The 23,779-nt window shown below is 72.3% G+C and carries 20 protein-coding genes and 2 riboswitches; of the genes, 10 read left to right on the top strand and 10 right to left on the bottom strand.

The window, feature by feature from the left end:
* Nucleotides 1-3: 3 nt before the first annotated feature.
* Nucleotides 4-807: an SDR family oxidoreductase gene (locus tag A3CQ_RS0126115; RefSeq protein WP_026206211.1), complete on the bottom strand. Its 804-nt coding sequence runs from the start codon at nt 805-807 to the stop codon at nt 4-6.
* Between the two features lie 171 nt (nt 808-978).
* On the opposite strand from A3CQ_RS0126115, the gene A3CQ_RS0126110 reads away from it, so the two are divergent.
* A complete protein-coding gene (locus A3CQ_RS0126110) occupies nt 979-1,416 on the top strand; it encodes a CBS domain-containing protein (protein WP_020513901.1) in 438 nt (145 codons plus the stop codon).
* Here the strand turns inward: A3CQ_RS0126110 and A3CQ_RS0126105 are convergent.
* Nucleotides 1,397-2,194 carry a DUF1684 domain-containing protein gene (locus A3CQ_RS0126105; protein ID WP_020513900.1) on the bottom strand — a complete coding sequence of 266 codons (798 nt, stop codon included), beginning with the start codon at nt 2,192-2,194 and terminating at the stop codon, nt 1,397-1,399. The genes A3CQ_RS0126110 and A3CQ_RS0126105 overlap by 20 nt on opposite strands.
* A 31-nt stretch (nt 2,195-2,225) precedes the next feature.
* Nucleotides 2,226-2,340: riboswitch (SAM riboswitch) on the top strand.
* Between the two features lie 36 nt (nt 2,341-2,376).
* Between A3CQ_RS0126105 and A3CQ_RS0126100 the strand changes: the two genes are divergently transcribed.
* On the top strand, nt 2,377-3,567 hold the full coding sequence (locus A3CQ_RS0126100) for an aminotransferase class V-fold PLP-dependent enzyme (RefSeq protein ID WP_020513899.1): 1,191 nt from the start codon (nt 2,377-2,379) through the stop codon (nt 3,565-3,567).
* A 5-nt stretch (nt 3,568-3,572) separates the two neighbouring features.
* On the opposite strand, the gene A3CQ_RS62210 is transcribed toward A3CQ_RS0126100, so the two are convergent.
* Both A3CQ_RS62210 and A3CQ_RS62205 read right to left on the bottom strand, forming a co-directional pair.
* Nucleotides 3,573-3,848 carry a DUF4352 domain-containing protein gene (locus A3CQ_RS62210; RefSeq protein WP_026206210.1) on the bottom strand — a complete coding sequence of 92 codons (276 nt, stop codon included), beginning with the start codon at nt 3,846-3,848 and terminating at the stop codon, nt 3,573-3,575.
* A gap of 12 nt (nt 3,849-3,860) precedes the next feature.
* Nucleotides 3,861-4,178, bottom strand: coding sequence for a hypothetical protein (locus A3CQ_RS62205; protein ID WP_020513897.1), 318 nt, complete (start codon nt 4,176-4,178; stop codon nt 3,861-3,863).
* A gap of 456 nt (nt 4,179-4,634) precedes the next feature.
* Here A3CQ_RS62205 and A3CQ_RS0126085 point away from each other — a divergent pair, with 456 nt between their 5' ends.
* On the top strand, nt 4,635-5,195 hold the full coding sequence (locus A3CQ_RS0126085; RefSeq protein WP_020513896.1) for a dihydrofolate reductase family protein: 561 nt from the start codon (nt 4,635-4,637) through the stop codon (nt 5,193-5,195).
* Here the strand turns inward: A3CQ_RS0126085 and A3CQ_RS0126080 are convergent.
* Both A3CQ_RS0126080 and A3CQ_RS0126075 read right to left on the bottom strand, forming a co-directional pair.
* The gene (locus A3CQ_RS0126080; protein ID WP_020513895.1) at nt 5,192-6,151 is read right to left on the bottom strand and encodes a glutamate-cysteine ligase family protein; all 960 of its coding nucleotides are present in this window, start codon (nt 6,149-6,151) and stop codon (nt 5,192-5,194) included. The two genes, A3CQ_RS0126085 and A3CQ_RS0126080, sit on opposite strands and share 4 nt — an antisense overlap.
* Before the next feature lie 65 nt (nt 6,152-6,216).
* The gene (locus A3CQ_RS0126075; RefSeq protein WP_020513894.1) at nt 6,217-7,515 is read right to left on the bottom strand and encodes a methyl-accepting chemotaxis protein; all 1,299 of its coding nucleotides are present in this window, start codon (nt 7,513-7,515) and stop codon (nt 6,217-6,219) included.
* A gap of 133 nt (nt 7,516-7,648) precedes the next feature.
* Nucleotides 7,649-7,743, top strand: a riboswitch (glycine riboswitch).
* Between the two features lie 126 nt (nt 7,744-7,869).
* On the opposite strand from A3CQ_RS0126075, the gene A3CQ_RS0126070 reads away from it, so the two are divergent.
* The 4 genes from A3CQ_RS0126070 to A3CQ_RS0126055 all read left to right on the top strand — a co-directional run bounded on the left by A3CQ_RS0126070 (nt 7,870) and on the right by A3CQ_RS0126055 (nt 15,697).
* Nucleotides 7,870-9,192 carry an L-serine ammonia-lyase gene (locus A3CQ_RS0126070; RefSeq protein ID WP_020513893.1) on the top strand — a complete coding sequence of 441 codons (1,323 nt, stop codon included), beginning with the start codon at nt 7,870-7,872 and terminating at the stop codon, nt 9,190-9,192.
* A 73-nt stretch (nt 9,193-9,265) separates the two neighbouring features.
* A complete protein-coding gene (locus tag A3CQ_RS0126065) occupies nt 9,266-14,425 on the top strand; it encodes a diguanylate cyclase (protein WP_020513892.1) in 5,160 nt (1,719 codons plus the stop codon).
* Between the two features lie 5 nt (nt 14,426-14,430).
* Nucleotides 14,431-14,850 carry a VOC family protein gene (locus A3CQ_RS0126060; protein WP_020513891.1) on the top strand — a complete coding sequence of 140 codons (420 nt, stop codon included), beginning with the start codon at nt 14,431-14,433 and terminating at the stop codon, nt 14,848-14,850.
* 331 nt (nt 14,851-15,181) lie between these two features.
* Complete coding sequence (locus A3CQ_RS0126055; protein WP_026206207.1) at nt 15,182-15,697, top strand: putative immunity protein; 516 nt, start codon at nt 15,182-15,184, stop codon at nt 15,695-15,697.
* 1 nt (nt 15,698) lies between these two features.
* Here A3CQ_RS0126055 and A3CQ_RS0126050 read toward each other — a convergent pair whose 3' ends face one another.
* On the bottom strand, nt 15,699-16,874 hold the full coding sequence (locus tag A3CQ_RS0126050; protein ID WP_020513889.1) for a nucleotide disphospho-sugar-binding domain-containing protein: 1,176 nt from the start codon (nt 16,872-16,874) through the stop codon (nt 15,699-15,701).
* A gap of 356 nt (nt 16,875-17,230) precedes the next feature.
* On the opposite strand from A3CQ_RS0126050, the gene A3CQ_RS0126045 reads away from it, so the two are divergent.
* Nucleotides 17,231-17,779, top strand: coding sequence for a DUF4190 domain-containing protein (locus A3CQ_RS0126045; protein ID WP_026206206.1), 549 nt, complete (start codon nt 17,231-17,233; stop codon nt 17,777-17,779).
* A 111-nt stretch (nt 17,780-17,890) separates the two neighbouring features.
* Here A3CQ_RS0126045 and A3CQ_RS0126040 read toward each other — a convergent pair whose 3' ends face one another.
* Nucleotides 17,891-18,985: an epoxide hydrolase N-terminal domain-containing protein gene (locus tag A3CQ_RS0126040; protein ID WP_020513888.1), complete on the bottom strand. Its 1,095-nt coding sequence runs from the start codon at nt 18,983-18,985 to the stop codon at nt 17,891-17,893.
* A 92-nt stretch (nt 18,986-19,077) separates the two neighbouring features.
* On the opposite strand from A3CQ_RS0126040, the gene A3CQ_RS0126035 reads away from it, so the two are divergent.
* Complete coding sequence (locus tag A3CQ_RS0126035) at nt 19,078-19,686, top strand: TetR/AcrR family transcriptional regulator (protein WP_020513887.1); 609 nt, start codon at nt 19,078-19,080, stop codon at nt 19,684-19,686.
* A 2-nt stretch (nt 19,687-19,688) separates the two neighbouring features.
* On the opposite strand, the gene A3CQ_RS0126030 is transcribed toward A3CQ_RS0126035, so the two are convergent.
* Together A3CQ_RS0126030 and A3CQ_RS0126025 are read right to left on the bottom strand one after the other, a co-directional pair.
* A complete protein-coding gene (locus A3CQ_RS0126030) occupies nt 19,689-20,456 on the bottom strand; it encodes an ATP-binding protein (protein ID WP_020513886.1) in 768 nt (255 codons plus the stop codon).
* Nucleotides 20,457-20,575: 119 nt separating this feature from the next.
* Complete coding sequence (locus A3CQ_RS0126025; RefSeq protein WP_020513885.1) at nt 20,576-22,069, bottom strand: MFS transporter; 1,494 nt, start codon at nt 22,067-22,069, stop codon at nt 20,576-20,578.
* Nucleotides 22,070-22,214: 145 nt separating this feature from the next.
* Here A3CQ_RS0126025 and A3CQ_RS0126020 point away from each other — a divergent pair, with 145 nt between their 5' ends.
* On the top strand, nt 22,215-23,771 hold the full coding sequence (locus tag A3CQ_RS0126020) for an MFS transporter (protein WP_040432889.1): 1,557 nt from the start codon (nt 22,215-22,217) through the stop codon (nt 23,769-23,771).
* Nucleotides 23,772-23,779: the final 8 nt, after the last annotated feature.

The raw sequence follows: 23,779 nt of genomic DNA, 5'->3' as shown, positions 1-23,779 counted from the left end.
CGGTCAGCGGTGGAGGTTGTGGCGGCGGTGGGTCATCTTTTCGACCAGGGACGTGGGTGTGACGCGGCGCAGGGCGAAGACCAGCGGGGCGTTACTGCCCACGGCGTACCTCTGCCTGGGCTTTTGATCCTCTATGGCTCGGACGATCGTGGCGGCCACTCGTTCGGGGGAGACGCCGGAATGCTCGTTGCGGTCGAGGGCGGCCAGCATGGTCTCGAAGTCGGTGCGGTGGATCGAGTCGGCGGCTATGTGTTTGGTGCGGCGTTCGCTGATGCCGGTGTTGATCGAGCCGGGTTCGACCGTGGTGAGCCAGACGCCGAAGGGGGACAGCTCGTGGCGGGCGCCGTTGCTGAAGCCCTTGAGGGCGGCCTTCGTGGCTACGTACGACGAGCGGTAGGAGAGGGGGAACGACGCCAGCATGGAGCCGACCATGACGATGCGGCCGTAACGGCGCTCGCGCATGCCGGGGATCGCCAGCTGGGCCAGGCGGACCGGGCCGAAGACGTTGACCTGGAAGAGGCGGCGCAGGTCGTCGGGCGGCAGTTCCTCGAACGGGCCGGAGTGGCTCTCGCCCGCGTTGTTGACCAGGACGTCGACGTCCTTGAGGCGGGCGCCCAGGGCCTCGACCGAGGACTCGTCGGCCAGATCCAGGGCCAGGTATTCCACGTCGGCGATCCGGCGGCCGGCGGGCAGGGACTCCGGCGCGCGGCAGGTGCCCAGGACCCGGTAGCCGCGGGCGGCGAGCAGGGCGGCGGTCGCGCGGCCGATGCCCGACGACGCGCCGGTGACCAACGCGGTGCGATTCATCGATGCACCATAGCCGGTGCCCCACGTTCGCGGTCTTGACATCTTGATGCTCTTGACTTCAGGACGTGATTGACTGCATCTAGGCATATGCACGCGACGTGGCGTGGCCACCCCGTCACCGGACGGCCCGCCCGGCGGCTACCGCGGACCGGCACGAGATGGGGAGCAACGATGCGAATCAGCGACATACTCCGCGTCAAGGGCAACAAGGTAGTGACCGTGACACCGGGGTCCGACGTGACGCAGCTGGTGACGCTGCTCGCCGAGCACCGGATCGGTGCGGTCGTCGTGTCGTCGGACGGCGCCCGGGTCGAGGGGATCGTCAGCGAGCGCGACGTGGTGCGGGCCCTCGCGGCGCGCGGCGCGGCCGTGCTCAAGGAGCCGGTCACGGCCATCCACACCGCGCAGGTGCGCTCGGTCGCGCCCGACGCCGCCGTCGAGGAGGTCGAGCGCCTGATGACCGAGCGCCGCTTCCGGCACGTGCCGGTGATCGAGGGCGGCGTGCTGCGCGGGGTCGTGAGCATCGGCGACGTGGTCAAGCACCGCATCGACGAGCTGGAGGCCGAGCGGAGCAGCCTCGAGGGCTACATCACCGGCGAGCGGATCTGACCGGCGTACGCTCTCCGGCCTCGACCGCGATCGGCAGGCGGTTCTCGGGCGGGGCCAGCGCGCAGGTGGCGAACTCGGTGTAGGCGCACGGCAGGTTCGTCGCGCGGTTGAAGTCGAGGGTCAGCGTGCCGTCGGGGGCCGGGCGCGGGACCGGCAGGCGGCGGCTCGCCGGGTGCGTCGTCACGCCCGAGGTGGCGTCGGTGAACAGCGTGGTCAGGGTGCCGGGGACGCCACCGGGGAAGACGGTCAGGCTCATCGGCCGTCCGCCGATCGTGAACTCGACCCGGCCCTCGGCCACGTCGTCGTCCGTGAGCCCGTCGATGACCGTGCCGAGGGTGACCGGCCGCGGCGCCTCGTAGGGGACGAAGCGCGCGGGGACCAGCCATCGCTCGTCGGGCGGGAACGTCGGCGTGCCCTCGTACGCAAGCCGGGTTCGATGGCCCGGATGCCGCGGGCGGACGATGACGCCGGACCCCCGCCGGGCTATCTCGGCGATTGCGCCCTCGTCGCCGAACTCCGCGGTGACGCCCTCCTCGTCGACCTTGCCGAGGTCGTGCGTGCCCGGGCCGAGCGGGCGATCGCCCAGAGTCAGCTCCTCGCCCTCGTCCAGCGTGACGGTCACGCCGTCGGGGCCGGCCGACCACGCTCCGGGCACGTCGTCGAAGCGCTCCGGCGTCGCGGCCGGCCAGTGCAGCCCGGTCACCGCGAGGAAGCCGTGCGGCGCGGACCGGCGCCGCTCGTGCTCGGCGTGCCAGACCGCCCACTCTTCCTTGTCCATGCGCCCACCCTATTTGCTAGCGTGTCGGGCAGGTCATGAGTGTCAGCGCGTAGCCCCGGCTTGCTGACCGGCAACCCTTGCGTTCGCGATGGGGTGCCCCGGGTGAGGACCGGGCCGGCGTCGATCGACGCGGGCAAGCGCGGACCCGCCCGGGTCCACGACCCACGCGGAGGCGTTTCCTCATGTCTGTTGCCCTGCACACGTCCGACCTCGAGATCATCGGCGCCGGCTTCGTCCACCTCGACTACGCGGCCACCGCGCCGTGCGTACGCGCCGCCGCCGACGCGGTCAACGCACTGCTGCCCAGCTACGGCAGCGTCCACCGGGGGACCGGGCCGCGGTCGCAGACCTCCACCCTCGAGTACGAGCGCGCCCGCGACGTGATCGCCGACTTCCTCGGATGCCGCCCGGGCGACCAGGTCGTCTTCACCCGCAACACGACCGACGCGCTCAACCTGCTCGCCCGTGCCCTCCCGCCCGGCACGACCACGGTGGTCTTCGACGGCGAGCACCACGCCAACCTGCTGCCCTGGCCGAACGCGCTCCGGCTGCCCGCGCCCTCGTCCCCGGCCGAGGCGGTGACGGCGGCCGACCGCGCGCTGCGTGGCCTGCGCGGCCCGGTGTTGCTGACGGTCACCGGCGCCAGCAACGTCACCGGCGAGGTGTGGCCGGTCCGGGAGCTGGCCGCGGTGGCCCACGCCCACGGCGCCCGGATCGCGGTCGACGCCGCCCAGCTCGCCCCGCACGCGCCGATCTCGCTGGCCGAGCTCGACGCCGACTACGTGGCGCTGTCGGGCCACAAGCTCTACGCGCCGTTCGGGGCCGGGGTGCTGGCCGGGCGGGCCGACTGGCTGGACTTCGCGCCGCCCTACCTGGCCGGTGGCGGCGCGAGCGCGGCGGTGGGCGACCGGGCCGGCGACGTGCGGTGGGCGTCCGGCCCGGCCCGGCACGAGGGCGGCACGCCGAACCTGCTCGGCGCGGTGTCGCTGGCGGCCGTCTGCGCGGCCCTGGCCGAGGCCGATCGGGCCGCGCTGCGCGCGCACGAGCAGGAATTGCTGGCCCAGCTACGCGATGGCTTGCGCCGAGTGCCAGGGCTCGCCGAAGTTTCCCTTTTCGGTACGTCGAGCGAGCGCGTCGGAATCGTCTCGGTGACCCTGCCCGGCCGCGACCCGTCGGCGGTCGCCACCCGGCTGGCCGACGAGCACGGCATCGGCGTGCGCGCGGGGAAGTTCTGCGCGCATCCGCTAGTACGCCGGCTGACCGCCTCGGCCGGGAACGGCGGCTGCGAGGGCGGCCTGCTGCGGGCCAGTTTCGGCCTGGGCACGACCCCCGACGACATTGACGGCCTGCTGGCCGCCCTAGCGGCACTCTGAAGCCATTAGCTGAGCTGCACCTTCACCCCGCCGGAGAAGTATGAGTCGTGCAGCTCCAGGGCGGTCAGCTTCGTGCCGGACGGCACGTCGAAAACCAGGGTCCCCTTCACCGTGTTGCCCGGGTTGATCTGCTCCAGGAACGTCTGCGCGCCCGAGTTCACGTACAACTCGGCGGCGCCGTCGTTCGAGTACTGGACGTTGTTCCCGTCCAGGGCCTTCTGCGCGCCGCCGTCGAACGTGCGCGCCTCGTCGCCGATGTTCTTCACGCTCACCGGGATCAGGCAGAACTCGCCCTAGGCGTCCTTGGTGAGGAACCCGGACCCGACCCTCTTCTTCCCGCACGACACCCCGGTGACGGTGAACTCGAACTTGCCGTCCCGGGCCGGATCGTGCAGGCCGGGCGTCTTCGGCTTCGGTTTCGCCTTGGTGGTCGCCTTCGCCCGCGGCGCCGTGGTGCCCGCGTCTCCGGCCGCGTTCGCCACGTCGCCGGCCAGCGAGTTGTCCGGGTTGTCGTCGCCGAAGTTGCCGATCGCGGCTCCGAACAGGCACAGGCCGATCACCACGGCCGCGATCACGCCGACGATCAGCAGCGGGTTCGACTTCTTCCTCACCGGCGGCGGGGGGGTCCCCGGCGGCGGAGGAGTCCCCGGCGGCGAGGGAGTCCGCGGCGGCTGCCCACCCGGCTGTGGTTGCCCCTGATACGGCGGCGGCGCAGCTGGGTACTGCCGGGGCGGATATTGGTACGGGCCTGGCTGCTGCCGGCCGAGGTTCGGGTTGTAGCTCATGGGGGACTCCGCGCGGGCCGGTCGGTGGGCTGGTGGTGGCGGCTGGACCCCAGCCCGAGACGTCCGGCCGCCTCGCCACTCAACGGCATCGGACGTGCACGCGGAGTCGCCCGGGCAGCCCGCACCCATCGATGATCGGCCCGGGTGGATCCGCCGGACAGTCCCGGATTCCGGCTGGGAAAGCGGCAGCGGGTCCGCGGTCCGGCGGTGACCGATTAGTTTTGGCGGCCGGGCCGGTCTGACCGGGCGACGGGCACGACAACAAGCTGGAGGATCAGAGCCATGCGCAAGCTCATCTACTGGGTGCACACGTCGGTCGACGGGTTCGTGGACGGGCCCAACGGGGAGTTCGACTGGCCGGTCATGGGGCCGGAGCTGTCGGCCTACTCCGACGGGCTCGACCACCGGGTCGACACCCTGCTGTTCGGGCGGCCGGTGTGGCAGATGATGGTCGGGTTCTGGCCGAACGCCGAGTCCATGTCGCAGGACCCGCACGTGCTCGCGTTCGCGCCGTTCTGGCGGGCGACGCCGAAGATCGTGTTCTCCCGGGACTATGCGGGCGACGAGTGGGCCACCCGCGTCATCCGGGGCGACCTCGAGGCCGAGGTCACGGCGCTCAAGGACCAGCCGGGGGCCGACCTGTTGCTGACCGGCGGCGCGGGCCTCGCCGCCACGCTCTCCGAGCTGGGGCTCATCGACGAGTACCACATCGCCGTGCACCCGGTGGTGCTCGGCGGCGGCCGGAAGGTGTTCGGGGAGCCGAAGCAGCGCCTCAACCTGCGGGCCGTGGAGTCGCGCGTGGCCGACGGTCAGGTCGTGGTGACCAGCTACACGGCCGCCTAACTCAGGGCGTGGTCGAGGACGTCGTCGGCCGGTGTGCGGGAGCGCAGCACGTAGCGCTCGGCATAGTCGGCCACCGCGTCGCGCAGGGAGCGGGCGGCGCCCTGACGGGACAGCGCCGCGTAGGCGGCCAGGAAGCAGTCGCGGGCCGCGGCGGCCAGGACCGGGTCGGTCAGCGCGTCGCGGGCCGCACGCTCCCAGAGGCGGGGCTCGGCCGCGAGGTGGTCGGTGGCGGCCGCTGCTTCGGCGGCGGCCTGCGGGTCGTCGAGGAGCGTGGCGATGATGGCGATCGGGACGCGCCAGCCGTCGCCGGGCTGCGCGTCGGCCACGTCGAGCTCGAGGTGACCGCGCGGCGCCACGGGTGGGCGCAGCGAGTCCAGGTGATGAAGCAGCTTCTCCGAGGTGACGGGCTCGCCGTTGCGGAAGCGGTCGCGCGGGCTGCCGCCGTCGCCGGTCGCGGTGCTCATCGCGTACGCAAGCCAGGCCCGAAGGGGATCTCCTGGCGGAACCACCGGATGGTCGCGGCGGGACGCCTGGCGGACGCTGCGCCAACCGGGCGCCGGAGCGTGAGCGAAGGACGCGGCCAGAACCGGCGCGACGGTGTGCGCGAGGCGCCAGCGGCGGCGGAGGCCGAGCACGCCGCCGCCCTCGAGACCCGCCTCGAGACCGACCCGGATGCCGGCCTCGGCGTCGGGCCGGCCCGGCAGTCCCACGAACGAGCGGGCCGCGCGCAGGTCGTCGGTCATGCGGTCGAGACAGACCGCGAGGCCGGGGGAGGGAGGGCCGCTGACCACGGCCAGTCGCGGGCCGCGAGCGGCGAGAAAGCCGTGCCGCAGCGGGCGGCGACCGCTCAGGGAGGCCGGGACGTCGACCGCGGCGCCCACGAAGCCGGGCGGGGCGGGGGCGAACGCGTGGCCGGCGATGAGCTGCTCGGCGGCCTGCTCGGTCAGGGTCGTCACGGTACGCCTCGCGATGGTCCGGGGAGAGGCGAGCATAGCATTCCTATCTGCGCGATAGGAAACAGCTAGAGGCTGAATCTGTCGACCGCCGTGCGCAGGCGCCCGGCCAGGGCCTGCACGTCTCCGGCCGCCCGGGTCGCCTCGCCGGCGGCGTCCCGGCTGGTCGCGGTGCTTCGGGCGACCGACGTGATGCCCTGGGCGATCTCGCTGGCGCCGTCGGCCGCCTCGGTGACGCCGCGGTTCATCTCGGCCGTCGTCGCGCTCTGTTCTTCCACGGCCGACGCGATCGTGGTCTGGTAGTCGCTGATCTGCTCGATGATCTGGCTGATGCCGTCGATCGCGGTGACCGCCTCGCCGGTCTCCTCCTGGATCGACTGGATGCGCTGGGCGATCTCCTCGGTGGCGCGCGCGGTCTCCTGGGCCAGGTCCTTGACCTCGCTCGCGACCACCGCGAAGCCCTTGCCGAGCTCGCCGGCGCGGGCGGCCTCGATCGTCGCGTTCAGGGCCAGCAGGTTGGTCTGGGCGGCGATCGCCTGGATCGTGGTGAGGACCGTGCCGATCTGCGCCGACGACTCGCCGAGGCGGTTGATCGTGGCGCTGGTGTCGCGGGCGGCGGTGACCGCGCCGGCGGCCACTCCGGCGGCGTCGGCGGCGTTGCGGGAGATCTCGGAGATCGAGGCGCCCATCTGCTCGGCGCCGGCGGCGACCGTCTGCACGTTCCCGGAGACGCCGCCGGCCGTGCCGGCCACCAGGTCGGCCTGGGTGTACGCGTTGTTCACGGCCCCGTCGATCTGCCCGCTGACCCGGTACATGGTGTCCGCCGCGGCCGACAACTCGCGGGCGTCGTCGCTGATCTCGAGGATCGTGCCGCGCACGCCCTCGGCGGCGGTGTCCACGGCCGCGATCACGGCCACCGCGAAGGCGAGGAGCATCGCGTCGCGGGCGCTCGCCGCGGAGCTCTGCGCCGACTTCGTGGCCTTCTCGGAGAACGACGTCCATTGCTGCTGCAGCCCGGCGAAGACCGTCTTCTCCCGGTCGGTCATCAGGTCGGTGCGGGTCTCGGTGAGCAGCTTCTTGAGCTGGGCGGCGTCGGCCAGGAACCCGGCGCGGTTGTCCGACTTCGGGTCGACGGCCTTCTGCGGGCTCAGGCGGTAGACGTCCCAGGCGTATGCGATCTGCCAGCCCGAGATGTCGCCGTCGTAGTACTTCTGCTCGTCCACCTGGCGGCGCAGGGTCTGCAGATCGTGCACCTCGGCGGCCGAGTCGGACTGGTGCTGCAGGGCGATCGCCCCGATCGCGACGACCACGCCGAGCAGCACGAGGACCACCGCGAAGCATGCGCCCAGGCGTGCTCCGAGCCGCATACGTCGTACAAATGTCATTGCCACCCCCGATGTCTGCCGACTGCCCGTTCGGCAGGTTCCGGCCGCTGCTGAGCGGGTTGACGGGAGCGCGTGCGGCTGTCACCCTCGTGTCACAATCGAAGATCGCGCCGTATGAACCGCGGCGGGAGAGCCCCCGGCCGTCGCCGGGGCGCCGAAGGAGCAAACCCTCCCCGGGAATCTCTCAGGCCCCGTTACCGCCGCATGGCAGGCGACTCTGGAAAGACGGGACGACGTGGTCCCGCACCAAAGGTGCAAATCACTGCATTCGGTGATGAAGCTCTCGGGTATCCATGACAGAGCGGGGAGGCCACCTCGAGACCGAGGAGTCCCTCCGTGCCGCTCAGCGCGTTCGACCTCTACTCCATCGGGATCGGCCCGTCCTCCTCGCACACCGTGGGGCCGATGCGTGCCGCCCGCCGTTTCGCCTTCGAGGCGCCCAAGGCCGCGCGCGTACGCGTCGAACTGCTCGGCTCGCTCGGCGCGACCGGGCGCGGCCACCACTCCGACGTCGCCGTGCTCCTCGGGCTGGAGGGCGAGGACCCGGCGACCGTCGTCGTCGAGAACATCGCCGGCCGGGTCGCCGCGATCGGCGAGAGCGGCACCGTGCTGCTGGCCGGTGAGCGCCGGGTTCCCGTCGAGGTGGTCCTGGACCGCCGGCGCACGCTGCCGTTCCATCCGAACGGGATGATCTTCACGGCCTGGGCACTTGACGGCACCCCGATCGCCGAGCGGACCTACTACTCGGTGGGCGGCGGCTTCGTGGTGGAGAACGGCGAGGAGCCGGCCGTGGACGTGGCCGTGCTCCCTTATCCCTTCGCCACCGGCGACGACCTGCTCGCGTACGACCGCCCGCTGTCCGAGGTGATGCTGGCCAACGAGCGGGTCTGGCGCAGCGACGCGGACATCCGGGACGGGCTGCTGCGCATCTGGCGGGTGATGCGCGGCTGCGTCGAGCGCGGCCTGTCGGCCGGCGAGGGCGTTCTGCCGGGAGGCCTGGGCGTCAAGCGCCGGGCTCCGGGTCTTTGGCGAGATCTCGTACGCCGGCCGGACGCCGACGATCCGCTGCACGTGATCGACTGGGTGAATCTCTACGCGCTCGCGGTCAACGAGGAGAACGCGGCCGGCGGCCGGGTGGTGACCGCCCCGACCAACGGCGCGGCCGGGATCATCCCCGCGGTGCTGCACTACTACCGCCGGTTCGTGCCGGGCTCGGACGACGACGGCGTGGTGCGGTTCCTGCTCACCGCGGCCGCGGTCGGCATCCTGATCAAGGGAGCGGCGTCGATCTCCGGCGCCGAGGTCGGCTGCCAGGGCGAGGTGGGCTCGGCCGCGGCGATGGCGGCCGCGGGCCTGTGCGAGGTCCTCGGCGGTACGCCGGCGCAGGTCGAGAACGCCGCCGAGATCGCGCTCGAGCACAGTCTCGGGCTGACCTGCGACCCGGTCGGCGGCCTCGTGCAGGTGCCGTGCATCGAGCGGAACGCGATCGCCAGCGTCAAGGCGATCAACGCGGCTCGGCTCGCGCTGCGCGGCGACGGCAGCCACCGGGTCAGCCTCGACACGGCGATCCGGACGATGCGGGAGACCGGCCGCGACATGTCGACCAAGTACAAGGAGACGTCGCAGGGCGGCCTGGCCGTCACGGTCGTCGAATGTTGATTCGCCTGACTTAACTCGTCGCGTCGGTTGCCGATCAGGAGCAACGAACCAATCGGCGGCGAAGTGGGTGCGAGTGAGCGACGACGACAGTCTGCGCCGGGCGGCGGACCTGACCGGTCTCGTCGTCGAGGACGAGCTCGGCCGGGGCGCCTTCACCACGGTGCACCGGGTGCGGCGCGGCGATCAGACGTTCGCGCTCAAGCGCCCCAACGCCGACAGCGCCGGCGACCCCGGGCTGCTCGCCGCGTTCCAGCGCGAGGCCGCGCTGCTCGCCTGCGTCGACGATCCGGGCGTGCCGCGCATCCACGCCGCCGGGCGCTACGACGGCGCGCCCGCGCTGGTCCTCGAATACATCCCGGGCGGCTCGCTGGCCGACCAGCTCGCGCACGGGCCGCTCGCCCCCGCCCGCGTCGTGGAGATCGCCGGCCAGGTCGGCCGGGGACTCGCCGCCGCCCACCGGGTCGGCCTGGTGCACCGGGACGTGAAGCCGGGCAACATCATGATGTCGCCGGGGCGGCCGGCGAAGCTCATCGACTTCGGGCTCGCGCTGCTCGGCGCCGGTCCGGCCGACGACGACCGGGCGGTCGGCACCTTCCTGTACAGCTCGCCCGAGCAGTCCGGCCTGCTCAAGCGGCCGGTCGACGGGCGCTCCGACCTCTACTCCCTCGGCGTCGTGCTGTTCGAGTGCCTCACCGGGCGGCTGCCGTTCGAGGCGTCGGACGTCGGCGAGCTGCTGCGGCTGCACCTGACCGCGCCCGTACCGGATCTGGCCGAGCTGAGCCCGGGGATCGACCCGGTGCTCGCCGCGGCCGTGGCCCGGCTGCTCGCCAAGGACCCGGACGACCGCTATCCGGACGCGGGCGCCCTGCTGGCCGCCTTGCGCGCCGCTCCCGGCGGGGACGCCGCGGCCGAGCCCGCCGCCGGCAGCTGGCCGCTCCGCGGACGCGATGCCGAGCGCGAGGCTCTCGCCGACCGCTGGCGCCGCGCCCGTACCGGCCGGGGCGGGGTTGCCGTTCTTCGTGGGCCGGCCGGCTCGGGGCGCACCCGGCTCGCCGAGGAGGCGGCCGCGCTGGTCACCGACGTGCCGGTGCTGCGGGCGACCGGCGAGGAGGACTCGGCGCTGCCGCTGGCCGCCCTGCGCGCCGCGATCGACGGTCACCTGCAGGCGATCACCCTGCTCGACGGCGTGGTGCGCGTGGGCTCCGAGCAGCACGTGCGCGACGCCGTGGCGGTCGCGGGGCCGGCCCTGGTCGCCCGGCTGAGCTCCCGGCTCGGGGAGCTGATCGGCGAGACCGGCGGCGCCGAGGCCCGCGACGATCACCTCTTCTCGGCCGTCGCGACGTTCCTGGCCGAGCTGGCCAAGGCCCACGGCGGCCTGCTGCTGCTCGGCGACGACGCGCAGTGGCTCGACCCGGGCAGCCGCGAGGTGCTCGGCCGGCTCGTGCCCGACCTGCCCCGCCTGCCGCTGCTCGTGCTGCTCACCGAGCGCGACGGGGCCGGGGTGCCCAACGCGGTGGAGGCCGACCTCGAGCTGACCTGCGAGCCGCTCGACCAGGCGGCGGTCGAGGGGCTGATCGCGTCGCGGCTGCCGGGCGCGGCCGTTCCCGCCGAGCTGACCGGGCACGTGGCCGGACGTACCGACGGGTCGCCGCTCGCCGTCGTCGCCTACCTGCTGCGGCTGCTCGACGCCGGGCTGCTCACGCCGCTGTGGGGTGCCTGGCACTTCGACGCGGCCGGGGCCGACGCGCTGCCCGCCGCCGAGGACGTGCGCACGCTGCTCGCCTCGCGGCTGGGCACGCTCACCCCGGACGACCGGGAATTCCTGGTCACGGCGGCGGTGGTCGGTCCACGGTTCCGCACCGAGACGCTGGTCGCGGCGGGCGGGTCGTCGGAGGACCGGGTCGTGGCCGCGGTCGGCGCCGCCGTCGAGCGCCGGGTCGTGGAGGCGCGGCCGGGTGGCTGGTTCGTGTTCCTGCACCCGCTGCTGCGCGAGTCCCTGCTCGACGGGGTCTCCGAGCAGCGGCTGCGCCGCTTGCATGCCTCGATCGCGGAGGCCTTGGAGGGTTTGCCCGAGCCGTTGCGCGACGCCGATCATGTGTACGCGGTGGCGCGGCACCACCGCCGGGCCGGCGACGCCGTCCCCGGTGCGACGCGCCGGCGCAGTGCGCTGGCCGCCGGGCTGCGCGCGCTCGACGACACCGCGCCGGCCGAGGCGGTCGGCTACCTCGAGGACGCGCTCGACGGCGACCCCGCCCCCACCACCGCGGTGCTGCACCCGCTCGCCCAGGCCTACCTGCGCGCGGCGCGGTTCGCCGAGGCGGGCGCGACAATCGAGCGGGCGCTGGCCACCGAGCAGGAACGGCGGTCCCGGGCGCACCTGCTGATCACCGAGATCGAACTGCACCACACCCTCTGGGACGACGAGAAGGCCCTGGTCGCGACCGCGGCGGCGCTTACCGAGCTGGGCCGTCCGCTGCCGCGCAACGGTCTGGGTGTGATCGCTTCCACGGTCGGCATCGGGCTGGCGGGCGCCGCGGTCCGGCGTACGGGATGGGGATTGGGGAACGCACGCGGCCGGCGGCGGGATGACCTGGCCGCGCTGGCCGCGACCTTGGATGCCGGCGGCTATGCCGCGGGAGTCGGCCTGCGGCTGCGCGAGGCCGGCGTGCTCGCGATGCGGGCGATGTACGCGGTGAACCGGATCGGACCGTGCCCCGAATACGTGCGGGTGTACGCCCTGGTCGGGTACGTCGCGGCGGCGGTCAAGCTGCGCGGGACGGCGGAACGCTGCCTCAACCGCGCGGCCTCGGTCGCCCACGAGCTGGGAGACCCGGGGCTCGTGGCCTATGTGGAGTGGATGCGCGGGTGCGCGTGGCTGTTCGGCGGCATCGACGACGGGAGCACGTGGGAGGAGTCGATCACCCGCGACGCGCGCTGGTTCGGTCCGGCCCAGCTCATCCCGGGATTCGCGACCATCGGGATCCGGCTGCTGCTGCGCGGTTACACCACCGAGAGCCAGGCCGAGTACGAGCGCGGGCTGCGGCGGCTCACCGATGTGTCGCGGATGCACGGAACGTCGTTCGGCATGCTCTCGGTGATGATCCCGGCGATGCAGGGGCGGCCGGGTGAGGCCGCGGCGGCGCTGGCCGACCTGCGTGCCGCGCTCCCGCCGGGCACGGGCACGACGGTGCAGCGGGCGAACATGCTGGTGGCGGCGGCGTGCGCGATGATCGAGCAGGGCGAGTTCGGGGAGCCGTTCGAGGCGATCGTCGCCGAGTTCCGCGGGCTCGGGCTGCGGCTGCGGGACATGATGACGCAGCACAAATGGTTCTACGCGTTCCAGTCGCACGGGCGGATGGCGCAGTTGCGGCTGGCCACGGAGGAGCAGCGGCCGGCCCGGATCGCGGCGGCCCGCGCGGCCGTGGCCGACCTGCGGCGGGTGCGCAAGAGCTCGCCGCTGCTCGACGCCGCGTACCTGATCGGGGAGGCGGCCCTCGCGCAGCTGCTGGGCGAGCCGCGCAAGGCCATCGAGTGGAGCGACAAGGCCGAGCACGTCGCGCGTACGGCGGACGCGCCGCTCGTGCATTTCGAGGTGGCGCGGTTCCGGGCCCGGGCGTTCCGGGCGCTCGGGCTGGTCAACGAGTCGGACCGGCAGGCGCGGATCGCGTTGTCGCTGGCCGGGGTGCACGGCTGGGAGTCGCGGCGGCGACAGGCGCGCACCGAGTTCGGTGCGGAGGAGGGCGCCGCGACCAACCGGCGCACGGTCGTGGAGCGGCGTTCCGACGCACCGCGCAACCGGCGGCTCGAGGCGTTGCAGCAGGTCGGCGCCGCGGCGGCCACGGTGCTTGATCCGCAGGAGCTGGCGCGGGTGGCGCTCGACGAGATGCTGCGCATCCTCGGTGCGGAGAGGGCGCTGTTCTTCCTGCTGGACGAGGCGGGGGAGCCGGTGCAGTTCGCCGGGCGCGGCGCCGACGGGGGTGACCTCGTTTCGACCACCGCTTACGGGGCCACATTGGTGCGGCGGGTCGCGTTCAGCGGCGAGGCGCTCGTCGTGACGGGGACCGAGCAGGGGGCGGCGCTCGGGTCTCGCAGCGCCGTCGTGCATGGGCTGCGGAGCATCATGGTGGCGCCGGTGCAGTTCAAGGGGAACACGCTCGGGGTGGTCTATCTGGACAGCCGGATGGCCCGCGGGATCTTCACCGACGACGATGTCGAGGTGCTGGTCGGGGTCACCAGCCACGTCGCGGTGTCGCTGGAGACGGCTCGGGCGGCGCAGCTGCACCTGGCCGTGCGGGCGGCTCAGCAGCAGCAGGCCTTTGCGGAGATGCTGCGGGCGTCGCTGGCGGAATTGAGCGGGATCCACGATCCGGCTCGGCTGTTGAGCTGCCTGTTCGAAATGTTGGTTGCTCAGTTGAATGCATCGGCTGGTTGTCTGCTTTCCGCTGATGGTTCGATGGTTGTCGAGGTTATTGGTAAGGCCTCTCCATCGGTTTTGGGTGATTCGTTCCCGGTCGCGCTGCCTTCTGTCCTCGGGCCTTCCGTGATCTCCGCCGACGCCGCCTTGTCGGAAATCTACGGAAATAAGCTGCTGATTGTGCCGCTTGATCACCGGGATGGTCGAAGCGGTGTGGTGGTGCTCGGAGCCGACTCGTTCGACGACAGCGCCGTTCAGGTCGCGTCGTCGCTGGCCACGCAGGGCATGAGCGCGTATCTGAACGCGTGCCTGTTCAGCCGGGTGCAGGAGCTGGCCACCACCGACGAGCTCACCGAGCAGCACAACCGGCGCCACTTCTACGCCATCGCCACCGCCCTCGTCTCCTCCGCGGCCCGGGGGTCCCGCGACCTGGCCGCCGTCATGCTCGACATCGACAAGTTCAAGAGCGTCAATGACACGTACGGGCATGGTGTGGGCGACGAGGTCATCCGCGAGGTGGCGGCCCGCGTCCGCGCGAGCATCCGGCATTCGGACGTGCTGGGCCGCTACGGCGGTGAGGAGTTCGCCCTGGTCCTGCCCGACCACGACGGCAGCGCCGTTGAACTGGCCGAACGCATGCGCTCCGCCGTGGCCGACACACCCATCTCGACGGCCGCCGGCCCGCTGCACGTGACGATCAGCGTGGGCCTGACCCAGCTCGACCCGGCCGACGCCACGCTCGACCAGACGCTGGCCCGAGCCGACCACGCCCTGTACCGCGCCAAGGAGAGCGGAAGGAACCGAGTAGTGGTTTGCTGAGGCATATGACGCGCTACCCGATGGTCCTACAGGTAGTCCTGGACGGCACCGACGCCCGGGCGCTCGCCGAGTTCTACCGCAAGATGTTCGGCCTCGACTACCGCCCCGGCGACGAGCCTCCCGCCGCCGGCGACCCCGACGAGCGAGGCCAGGATTGGCTGGTCCTGCAGAATCCGCACGGTGGCCCGCAACTGGCCTTCCAGCAGGTGGACAAACTGACCCCCAGCACCTGGCCCGACGACGAAGTCCCCATGCAGCTGCACCTGGACACGACGGTGGATTCCTTCGCCGAGCTCGACGCGCAGCACGAACGCGCGCTGTCGCTGGGCGCCCGCATGATCTACGACCGCAGCGCCGACCCGGAGGAGCCCCTGCGGGTCTACGCCGACCCCGCCGGCCACCCGTTCTGCATCTTCGTGGACTGACCTTCGACCCGGTCCCGGGTCCGGCGGCGTCCTGGGCCCCCGTACTTCGAAGATGACCGGTCGCCTCCGCAGCGGTCATCGGTCCCAGGTCGCCGTCCCGTCAGGACCGCCGCTCGCGGCCCAGCGCCAGAACGACGTCATCAGCCGCGCTGTCCCCGCGCGCTCCTCGATCGGACGTGGCACCTCAGCCTTGTCGGAGGCTCATCCGGAATCAACCGGCCGAATCGGTGATAAGTGCGATCAACGGGCAGGGGCCATCGAGCCGGAAACAATGTGGGGAATCGGAAATGGTTAGAATTCGCGGCGGCCGAGGAAAGGGAGGATGGGCGAAATGATCCTTACCAAGGAACGAGATCCGCGACTGATCACCGTGCGTCGTGGTGGGTCGCTGACGGATGAGGACCATCGGCTTCTCGCGTTGTGGGCGGCGGAATGCACGCTGCATGTCCTGCCCTTCTTCGAGCGCGAGCGGCCCGGCGACGACCGGCCGCGTCAAGCGTTGGAGCTGATGTACGGGTGGGTGCGGGGCGAGGTCAAGATGTCCGAGTCGCGGAATGCCGCCTTCGTGGCGAACGCGGCGGCCCGGGAGGTGACCGGGGCGGCGCGGGAGGCGGCTCACGCGGCGGGGCAGGCCGCGGCGGTGCCGCACGTCGCTGCGCATGAGCTGGGGGCGGCCGCCTATGGGATCAGGGCCGCGCGGGCGGCCGCCGGCCCGGACGAGCGGGACGCGGCGGGGCGAACGGAGCGGGACTGGCAGCGGGCGCAGCTGCCCGACGCGATCCGGGGGCTGGTGCTGGACGATCAGCGGATCCGGAACGAGGCGTGCTGGCGCCTGTTCGAGGGCTGACTCAGCTTCCGACGAGCTTTTCCAGCTCGGGGACCACGGTCGCGGGGGCCGGCATGGCGGCGATCTCGAGGGCCACCTCCCGTGCCGCCGCGCGAAGGCCGGAATCGGTCAGAAGCCGGGTGAGGTCGGCGGCGGTGATGGCCTTGGCCTCCACGGCGAGGCCGGCGCCGCGCGCCGCCAGCAGCGTTGCGTTGTGACGGCGGTCGCCGGCACCGGGGGTGACCAGCTGAGGAATTCCGGCGGCCAGGCCGCCGAGCACGCTGCCGGCGCCGGCATGGTGGACAAAGGCCGCGGCGTGCACCAGAACCTCATCAAGCGGTACGCGGTCGACCGCCCGCACGTTCGGCGGAAGGCCGCGGGTCGTCGCGGGCCGGACCAGCACGAACTCGGCGTCGACCGCGGCCGCCGCGGCGACGACGGCCGGACCGGGGTCGCCGTCGTTCGGGCCGTTCAGGGTGCTGCGGCTGACCAGGACGCGAGGGCGGTCGCCCGGCTCGAGCAGCCAGTCGGGAACCGAGCCGCCACCCGAGAATGGCACCGGTCGCATCGGGATCGGGCTCGCCGGAGTGGGCGAGCTTTCCGCAAGATGCAGCGGCGCACGCGACGGACGGTGCGGCGCCGAAGGCGAACCGAGAGGGGACGGCACAGCGGCGCCGCGCAGGCTGGGCGGAAGGACTGTGATGGTCAGCTCGGGGTTGGGAATGTCGAGCTTGGCCAGGGCGGAGCTGGTGGTCACGGCCCGGAAGAGGTCGGTCGCGGGCCACAACGTGTTTTCCTGCAGCACGGTCGGGATCGACAACCGCGCGGCCACGATCGCGCCGGCCTCGCCCAGCGACTCGAAGACGATCAGGTCGGGGCGCTCCCGCTCGACCACCTCGTGCAGCGGGTCGACCAGCGCGAGGTTGGCGCGGCCGAAGAGCTCGCCGACCATGGCGAGCCCGGCCTCACCGCGCAGCTCGGCCCGGGCGATGCCGGGATGGCGCAGCGCCACCCGGATCGCGGTGCGCGGCAGGCTGAAACCGGCGCCGATGTCGGCGGTGCGCAGGCCCCGCACGTCGGCCGGGAAACCGCCGCTGGCCAGCAGAACCTCGTGCCCGGCGTCGCGGCAGGCCGCGGCCAGCGGGACCAGCGGCAGCAGGTGGCCTTGGAGCGGGGCGGCGACGAACACGATGCGCATGATCGTGGTTTATCACCCTCCGACTGAGGCTCTGCTGAGGCCGGATCCGCGCAACCCCGTGCTCAAGATCTGACAGCGGAGTGTGCCGAGGAGCGCGGTGCGGGAAAGGCGGGCCGGGCCAGCGACGTCGGCGAATGGCAGAAACGGTGCACGCTGCGCAGGCGCCGGATCGCACACAGTCCGGAATGAGAACGGCGGGGGATTTGGTGCCCGCGGACGTTCCGCCCCATTCGGGCAATCCCCGGTTCGGTGTCGAAAAGTTGACCAGTAACGATTCAGATACGGGTCAGCGAATCGTCGGCGCACCCGATACGGTCTCGTGTTCTGAGCCCAGAGTCCAGGATTGGAATTGCATAGTGTCCATCAACGAGCAGCTCCCGCCGCCGCCCGGTCAGCAGTACTACCAGCAGGCGCCGCCGCCCCCGCCGCAGCGGACGAGCGGCCTGGCCATCGCCGGGTTCATCCTCGCCATCGTGGTCGCGCCGATCGGCTTCGTCCTCAGCCTCATCGCGGTCTTCAAGACCGGTGCCGGCAAGGCCAAGGGCAAGGGCCTGGCGATCGCGGGCATCATCATCTCGCTGGTGATCATGGCTGGCACCACGGTCCTGATCATCGCCGCGGCCAACTCGACCGTGGCCGACCCGGGCTGCATCGACGGGAAGAACGCGATCATCAACAACTCCGCGACCATCAACGAGCAGACGCTGCAGAAGACCGTCGACGAGCTCAACGCGGCGGCCGCGAAGGCCAAGCACGACGACGTCAAGGCGGCGGTCCAGGCCGTGGCCGACGACTACAAGCAGATGCTGACCGCCGTGAAGACCGGCCAGGTGCCGCCGAACCTGCTCGACAAGGTCAGCGCCGACGGCGCGAAGCTCGACTCGCTCTGCACCATCGGGGGCTGAGAGCACTGAAAGCGCTTGACGCCCGACGCAACTGAACGGCGGGAAGCGGCTGACGCACGAAACGGTGGTGGCGCCGGCGAACGCCGGCGCTACCACCAGACCATCCGAACCTCAGAGCGATGCGAAGAACGCGCGCACGTCGTCGGCGTACAACTTGGGTTGCTCGGCGGAGAGGAAGTTGCCGCCGGCCGGAAGCTCCGTCCAATGCGCGACCGGAGTCTCGCGCTCCGCGAAGCGGCGGACCGTGATGTCGGTGACCCCGAGCGCGACGCCCAGCGGAACCGCCGACTTCTCCTTCGGCGCCCACGCCGACGGGTCGTGCGCGGCCTCCCAGTAGAGGTTGGCCGACGAGCCCGCGGTGGCGGTGAACCAGTACAGGCTCACGTTGATGAGCAGCAGCTCGCGGTCGAACTCCGCTTTCGGGTCGGTCCACTCCACGAACTTCTCGGCGATCCAGGCGAGCTGGCCGGCCGGGGAGTCGGTGAGACCGAACGAGAGCGTCTGCGGCCGGGTCGACTGGATCGCGTTGAACCCCATCTTGTCGTCGCGGAACTCCTGCAGGCGGCGCAGCCTGTCCTGCTCGGCGTCGGTGAGCCCGTCGAAGTCGGACTGGTCGCCCGACGGGAACGTGATGTGCCCGTTCACGTGGACGCCGACCACACTCGACGGGCGCTGGCGGCCCATCTCGACCGCGATGCCCGCGCCGCCGCCGGTGCCCTGCACGCCGTAGCGGTCGTAGCCGAGCTCGGCCATCAGCGAGTTGAGCGCGGTGGCGCTGCGGGCGGTGGTCCAGCCGGCCGAGGTCAGCGGGCCCGAGAAGGCGACGCCCGGGTTGCTCACCAGCACGAGGTGGAAGTCGTCGCGGAGGGCCGCCACGACCGGCAGGTAGAGCGCGAACGAGCCCGGCCAGTCGTGGCTGATCAGCAGCGGGAGCGCGTCGGGGTTGGTCGAGCGGACGTGCGCGAAGTGCAGCGTCTGCCCGTCGATCTCGGTGAGGAACTGGGGCAGCTCGTTGAGCCGGGCCTCGGCGGCGCGCCAGTCGAACGACTTCTCCCAGTACGTCGCGAGGTCGCGCAGGTAGGAGACCGGGACCCCACGCCGCCAGCCCTGATCGGGGATCTCGGCGCCCCAGCGGGTGCGGGACAGGCGGAAGCGGAGGTCGTCGACGTCGGCCTGCGGGATGTCGATGCGGAACTCGCGGATCATCGTCCTGCTCCTTCGAGGGTTAGAACGGAATGCTTCGTTCCGTTCTAGAGTAGCAGAGCGGAACGATCCGTTCCACTGTTATTCTGGGCGGCATGACGAGTACGGCGGGACGCGCGCGCCAGGCCGCGCGCAACGACGAGTCGATCCTGGCGGCGGCGCGCGAGGTGTTCCTCGAGGACAGCCGGGCGCCCATCGCCGCGGTGGCCGAGCGCGCGGGCGTCGGCATCAGCGCGCTCTACCGGCGCTACGCCGGCAAGGAGGACCTGCTGCGCACCCTCTGCCATGACGGCCTGCGGCTGTTCATCGCCGAGGCCGAGAGCGCCCAGCGCCACCCCGACGACTGGACGGCCTTCGAGACCTTCATCCGCGGTGTCGTCGACGCCGACGTCCACTCGCTCACCGTCCACCTGGCCGGCACGTTCACGCCGACCGAGGAGATGAGGGCCGACGCCGTCCGGGCCAACGAGCTGGCCCTCGTCCTCTTCGAGCGGGTGCAACCGATGCTGCGCCGCGGCGCCGTTTTCGCCGACATCACCATGCTGCTGGAGATGAGCGCGGCCGTCCGCGTCCCCGACCCCGAGCGCACCCGCCAGCTACGCGTCCGCTACGTCGACGTCCTTCTCGACGGCCTGCGCACCGGCGCCGAGCTCCCCGGCCCCGCCCCCACCGTCCAGGAGCTGAGCTGGCGGTGGAGCCAGTAGCGTCAGGGCAGGTCGCGGCGGGGGTGGAGGGTGGCCCAGACCATCTTCCCGTCGTCGGTCGGCATCGAGCCCCAGCGCGTCGCCGACGCCTCGACCAGCCGTAGCCCGTGACCGCGGTCGGGATAGAGCGGCCGATCGGGCACGCGCACGCTCGACGGCGGCCGGGGCGGTGGGAGCAGCAGCGGCATCCGGGGATCGTGGTCGTAGACGGCCACGCGCACGCCGCGGACACGCCGGGCCACGGTCGCGATCATCGGGGTCCGAGCGTGCTGCGCCGCGTTGCCCACCAGCTCGGAGATGACCAGCCGCCCGCCGCTCACCAGGGCCGGCATCCGCCAGGCGGTGCAGGCGTCGGTGACCAGCAGGCGGGCCAGCGAGCACGATTCGAGCCGGGGCGGGAGGGCCAGCCGGACCTCGTCGGTCAACTGCGGCTGCCGGCGCACGGCCGCGCGGGCCTCGGCCACGCTGTCATAGACCGGCACGAGGCGGGCGTCGCCGCGCCCGCGCAGCCGGTCGCCCAGGGCGGTGCCGCCCGGCACGCAGACCGCGACCTCGATGGCCGGGTCCATAGCCTGGCCGACCCGCCGGGCGTTGATCCAGGCGGGCGCGCTGGCCGCCTGCGGATCGGCCATCGCCGACAGATCCAGGACGAGCGCGGACGGGTGCTCGGCCATCGCCTCGCGCAGCCCGCCGTGCACGCGCATGCCCAGTTGCCGGCTCCACGGGCCGGTCGCGGCCAGGACGGCGACGTCGTCGGCGACATCGGCCACGACGCTGATCGTTCCAGCGTCATCGGCGCCGCGCCGATCAGAGGAAGGAAAGGGTGGCATAACAGGTCAACGAAGTCCGGCCGAGTGGGCGACGGCTTGCGGGTGATTTGGCACCGGAGTCACCCGTCCGTGTGACCCGCCTGCACGGGAATGGTGTGGGAGTACGCGGCCGCGCTGACGCCCGCGTCGACCTTGCCCTGGCGATGGCGGCCCAGCAGGACCGCCAGCAGCACGGCGCCCAGGGCCATCAGGGCCATCAGGATCGACGCCCGGGACAGGCCGGCGGCCAGCGCCTCGGCGTCGGTGGCACCGGACGCCTTGTGGTTGGCGATGGCCGTCGCGTAGACGGTGGCGGTGGCGGCCGTGGCGAGCGAACCGCCCACGTACCGGGCCATGTTGGAGATTCCGGAGGCCTGGCCGACCTCGGCGGGCTCGACCGACGAGGTGGAGGCCGACGACGCCGGGCCGTTGGCCAGGGCCAGGCCGATCGCCATCACGACCAGGGGAATCACGAAGTAGCCGTACGTCCAGTCGGCCTTGGCGAAGCCCAGCGAGGCGAAGGCGATGCCGGACAGCAGGAAGCCGAGGACGACGGCCTGGCGGGGGCCGATCTTCATGGCCACCGGGGTGATCAGCGGGGTCACGGCGATCATCACGGCCACCGCGGGCAGCGTCGCGAGACCGGCCTCGAGGGCGCTGTACGCGAAGCCGGCCGGGTCCTGGAAGTACAGGCTCAGCACGTACATGAGGCCGTTGATGGTGCCGGCCACGACGAGGATCGCGATGGTGGAACCGACCAGCACGCGGTTGCGGAAGAGGGCCAGGTCGACCAGCGGGGCGCTCACCCTCTTCTCGGCGAGGACGAAGCCCACGACGCCGAGCGCCGCGATCACGAAGCAGCCGAGCGTGGCGGCCGAGGCCCAGCCCCAGTCGCCGCCCTCGCTCAGGGCCAGGACCAGCGGGACGAGGATGACCGCGATGAGCACCGTGCCGGCCCAGTCGATCGAGCGCGACCGGTTCGGGTCACGGGACTCCTTGACCATGAACAGGGTGACCGGGATGCACGCGGCCGCGATCACCGCGTCGATCCAGAACAGGCCCTGCCAGCCGGTGGCGCCGACCAGGACGCCGCCGACCAGGGGACCGGCTGCGCCGCCGGCCGCGGAGGCCGCGCCCCACAGGGTGATCGCCTTCATCTGGGCGGGGCCGGAGGAGTCGACGGACAGCAGGCTCATGCCGCAGGCCAGGATCGTCGAGCCGGCCGCGCCCTGGATCATCCGGCCGGCGATCACGCCGCCGCCGGAGGTGGAGAGCGCGATCAGCACACACGAGACGACGAATAGCAGCAGTCCGCCGAGGAAGATCTTCCGCCGGCCGAAGACGTCGCCGAGGGCGCCGGAGGTCACGATGACCGCCGCGCCGACCAGCATGTAGCCGGTCACCGCCCACTGCAGAGTGGAGACCGGCGTGCCGGTGTCCTCGCTGATCGCCGGCAACAGGATCGTGACCGCCGACGTGTTGGCGTTCACCACCAAGGTCGACACACAGGCGGCGAGCAGCACCCCGAGCCCGGCTACCTTGCCCGCGGTGGCCTTCGCGTCCACGTCAGCCATATCTGCCTCCCGCTTCAGACGTACGCACGATGGTCAGTCTCGGCAGCGACGGGCAAAGGGCGCATCGCCCCGCGCGGATGAGCCCGGGAAAGGCCATCCGTCGCGAATGATGACCATCCAGGACGCCGCCCAGAGACTGATTCGCGTGACTGATGCTGCCGCCGCAGCGGCGACGACCGGACGCCGTGGCCTGTCGCTGGCCGCCATCTGCACGGCGGCCGGCCTGGTCTGGCTGGCCTTCGCCGACCTGGGAGTCGCGATCCCGACCATGGCGTCGGAGCTGCACGCCGACCTGGGAGCGCTGCAGTGGGCGAACAACGCGTTCAGCCTCGTCACCGGCGCGCTGGTGATCGCGGCCGGGAAGTTCGGCGACATCTTCGGCCGGCGCCGCATGCTCGGCCTCGGCATCGTGCTGTTCTCGGCGTTCTCGATCGTGGCCGCGCTCGCCCCGAACGTCGGGCTGCTGATCACCGGCCGCGCGCTGATGGGCATCGGCGCCGCGCTGATCCTCCCGGCCACGCTCGCGCTGATCCCGGCCGAGTTCAGCGCCCCGGCCGAGCTCACCGCGTTCGGCGTCTGGCAGGCCGTGGCCTGGGGCGGGCAGGCGGTCGGGCCGGCCATCGGCGGCGTGCTGACCAGCGGGCTCGGCTGGCCGTGGCTGTTCTGGATCAACGTGCCGCTCGGCGCCGCCACGTACTTCGTGCTGCGCGCGACCACGCCCGAGTCTCGCGACGAGCAGGCGTCACGCCGCATCGACTGGCTGGGCTCGGCCACGATCGGGCTGGCGATCTTCGCCTTGCTGTTCGCGCTCACCGACGGTCCCGCCGTCGGCTGGGGCGACCCGCTGGTCGTCGGGTTGCTGGTGGCGTTCGTCGTGCTGGTGCTCGCCTGGTACGCGATCGAGCGCCGCGTGGCCGACCCACTGGTCAAGCTCGAGCTGTTCAAGCTGCGCGCCTACGACGGCGCCTTGACCGCGAACCTCGTGATGAACCTGGCCTTCGGCGGCCTCAGCTACCTGCTGGTGCTCTGGCTGCAGAACGTGCGCGGGTACGGCGCCGTCGAGGCCGGCCTGCTGATGCTGCCGTCCACATTGGGCATCTTCCTGTTCATCCCGCAGGGCTCGAGGCTCGAGTCCCGGCGCGGCGGGCGGATGCCCGTACTCCTGGGGCTGCTGGTTCTCGCCGCGGGGCTCGCCGTGCTCGGCTTCCTCTCGGCCGACTCCACGCTCTGGCTGCTGGCCGCCGGCCTGCTGGTGATCGGCGTCGGCCTCGGCGTGCTGTCCACGCCGATCTCCGACACCGCCGTCGGCGGCGTGCCGTTCGATCTGGCCGGGGCGGCGGCCGGCGTGTTCAAGATGTCCAGCATGGTCGGCGGCGCGCTCGGCGTGGCCGTGCTCTCGGCGCTGACCCGCGGCTTCTCGGCGGGCGCGTCCGAGGACGCGCTGAAGGGCGCCGGCCTCTCCGCCGCCGACATCGAGACGGCCAGGAACGCGCTGGTGGGCTCGGCGTCGTTCAAGGACGCCATCGCCTCGCTGCCGGCCGGGCTCGGCAAGTCGGTGACCACCGCGGTCGAGATCGGGTTCAGCGACGGCATCGCCGACGCGCTGCTGGTCACGGCCGGGATCGTCGTGGTCGCGCTGATCATCGTCCAACTGCTGTGGCCCGGCCGCGAAGCGCTTGGCACAACCGCGAAGAAGCCGTAGGGAAGGAG

It is taken from the genome of Paractinoplanes globisporus DSM 43857, from assembly GCF_000379645.1.
Classification (GTDB): Bacteria; Actinomycetota; Actinomycetes; order Mycobacteriales; family Micromonosporaceae; genus Actinoplanes; species Actinoplanes globisporus.
The sequence above is the reverse complement of the archived record's forward strand: the minus strand, read 5'-3'. Positions and strand labels throughout refer to the sequence as shown.

What these genes read in the sequence shown, in the direction of transcription:
- A3CQ_RS0126115 (WP_026206211.1), bottom strand. Translation starts at nt 807, where the DNA reads ATGAATCGCACCGCGTTGGTCACCGGCGCGTCGTCGGGCATCGGCCGC.
- A3CQ_RS0126110 (WP_020513901.1), top strand. Translation starts at nt 979, where the DNA reads ATGCGAATCAGCGACATACTCCGCGTCAAGGGCAACAAGGTAGTGACC.
- A3CQ_RS0126105 (WP_020513900.1), bottom strand. Translation starts at nt 2,194, where the DNA reads ATGGACAAGGAAGAGTGGGCGGTCTGGCACGCCGAGCACGAGCGGCGC.
- A3CQ_RS0126100 (WP_020513899.1), top strand. Translation starts at nt 2,377, where the DNA reads ATGTCTGTTGCCCTGCACACGTCCGACCTCGAGATCATCGGCGCCGGC.
- A3CQ_RS0126085 (WP_020513896.1), top strand. Translation starts at nt 4,635, where the DNA reads ATGCGCAAGCTCATCTACTGGGTGCACACGTCGGTCGACGGGTTCGTG.
- A3CQ_RS0126075 (WP_020513894.1), bottom strand. Translation starts at nt 7,515, where the DNA reads ATGCGGCTCGGAGCACGCCTGGGCGCATGCTTCGCGGTGGTCCTCGTG.
- A3CQ_RS0126060 (WP_020513891.1), top strand. Translation starts at nt 14,431, where the DNA reads ATGACGCGCTACCCGATGGTCCTACAGGTAGTCCTGGACGGCACCGAC.
- A3CQ_RS0126055 (WP_026206207.1), top strand. Translation starts at nt 15,182, where the DNA reads ATGATCCTTACCAAGGAACGAGATCCGCGACTGATCACCGTGCGTCGT.
- A3CQ_RS0126050 (WP_020513889.1), bottom strand. Translation starts at nt 16,874, where the DNA reads ATGCGCATCGTGTTCGTCGCCGCCCCGCTCCAAGGCCACCTGCTGCCG.
- A3CQ_RS0126040 (WP_020513888.1), bottom strand. Translation starts at nt 18,985, where the DNA reads ATGATCCGCGAGTTCCGCATCGACATCCCGCAGGCCGACGTCGACGAC.
- A3CQ_RS0126035 (WP_020513887.1), top strand. Translation starts at nt 19,078, where the DNA reads ATGACGAGTACGGCGGGACGCGCGCGCCAGGCCGCGCGCAACGACGAG.
- A3CQ_RS0126025 (WP_020513885.1), bottom strand. Translation starts at nt 22,069, where the DNA reads ATGGCTGACGTGGACGCGAAGGCCACCGCGGGCAAGGTAGCCGGGCTC.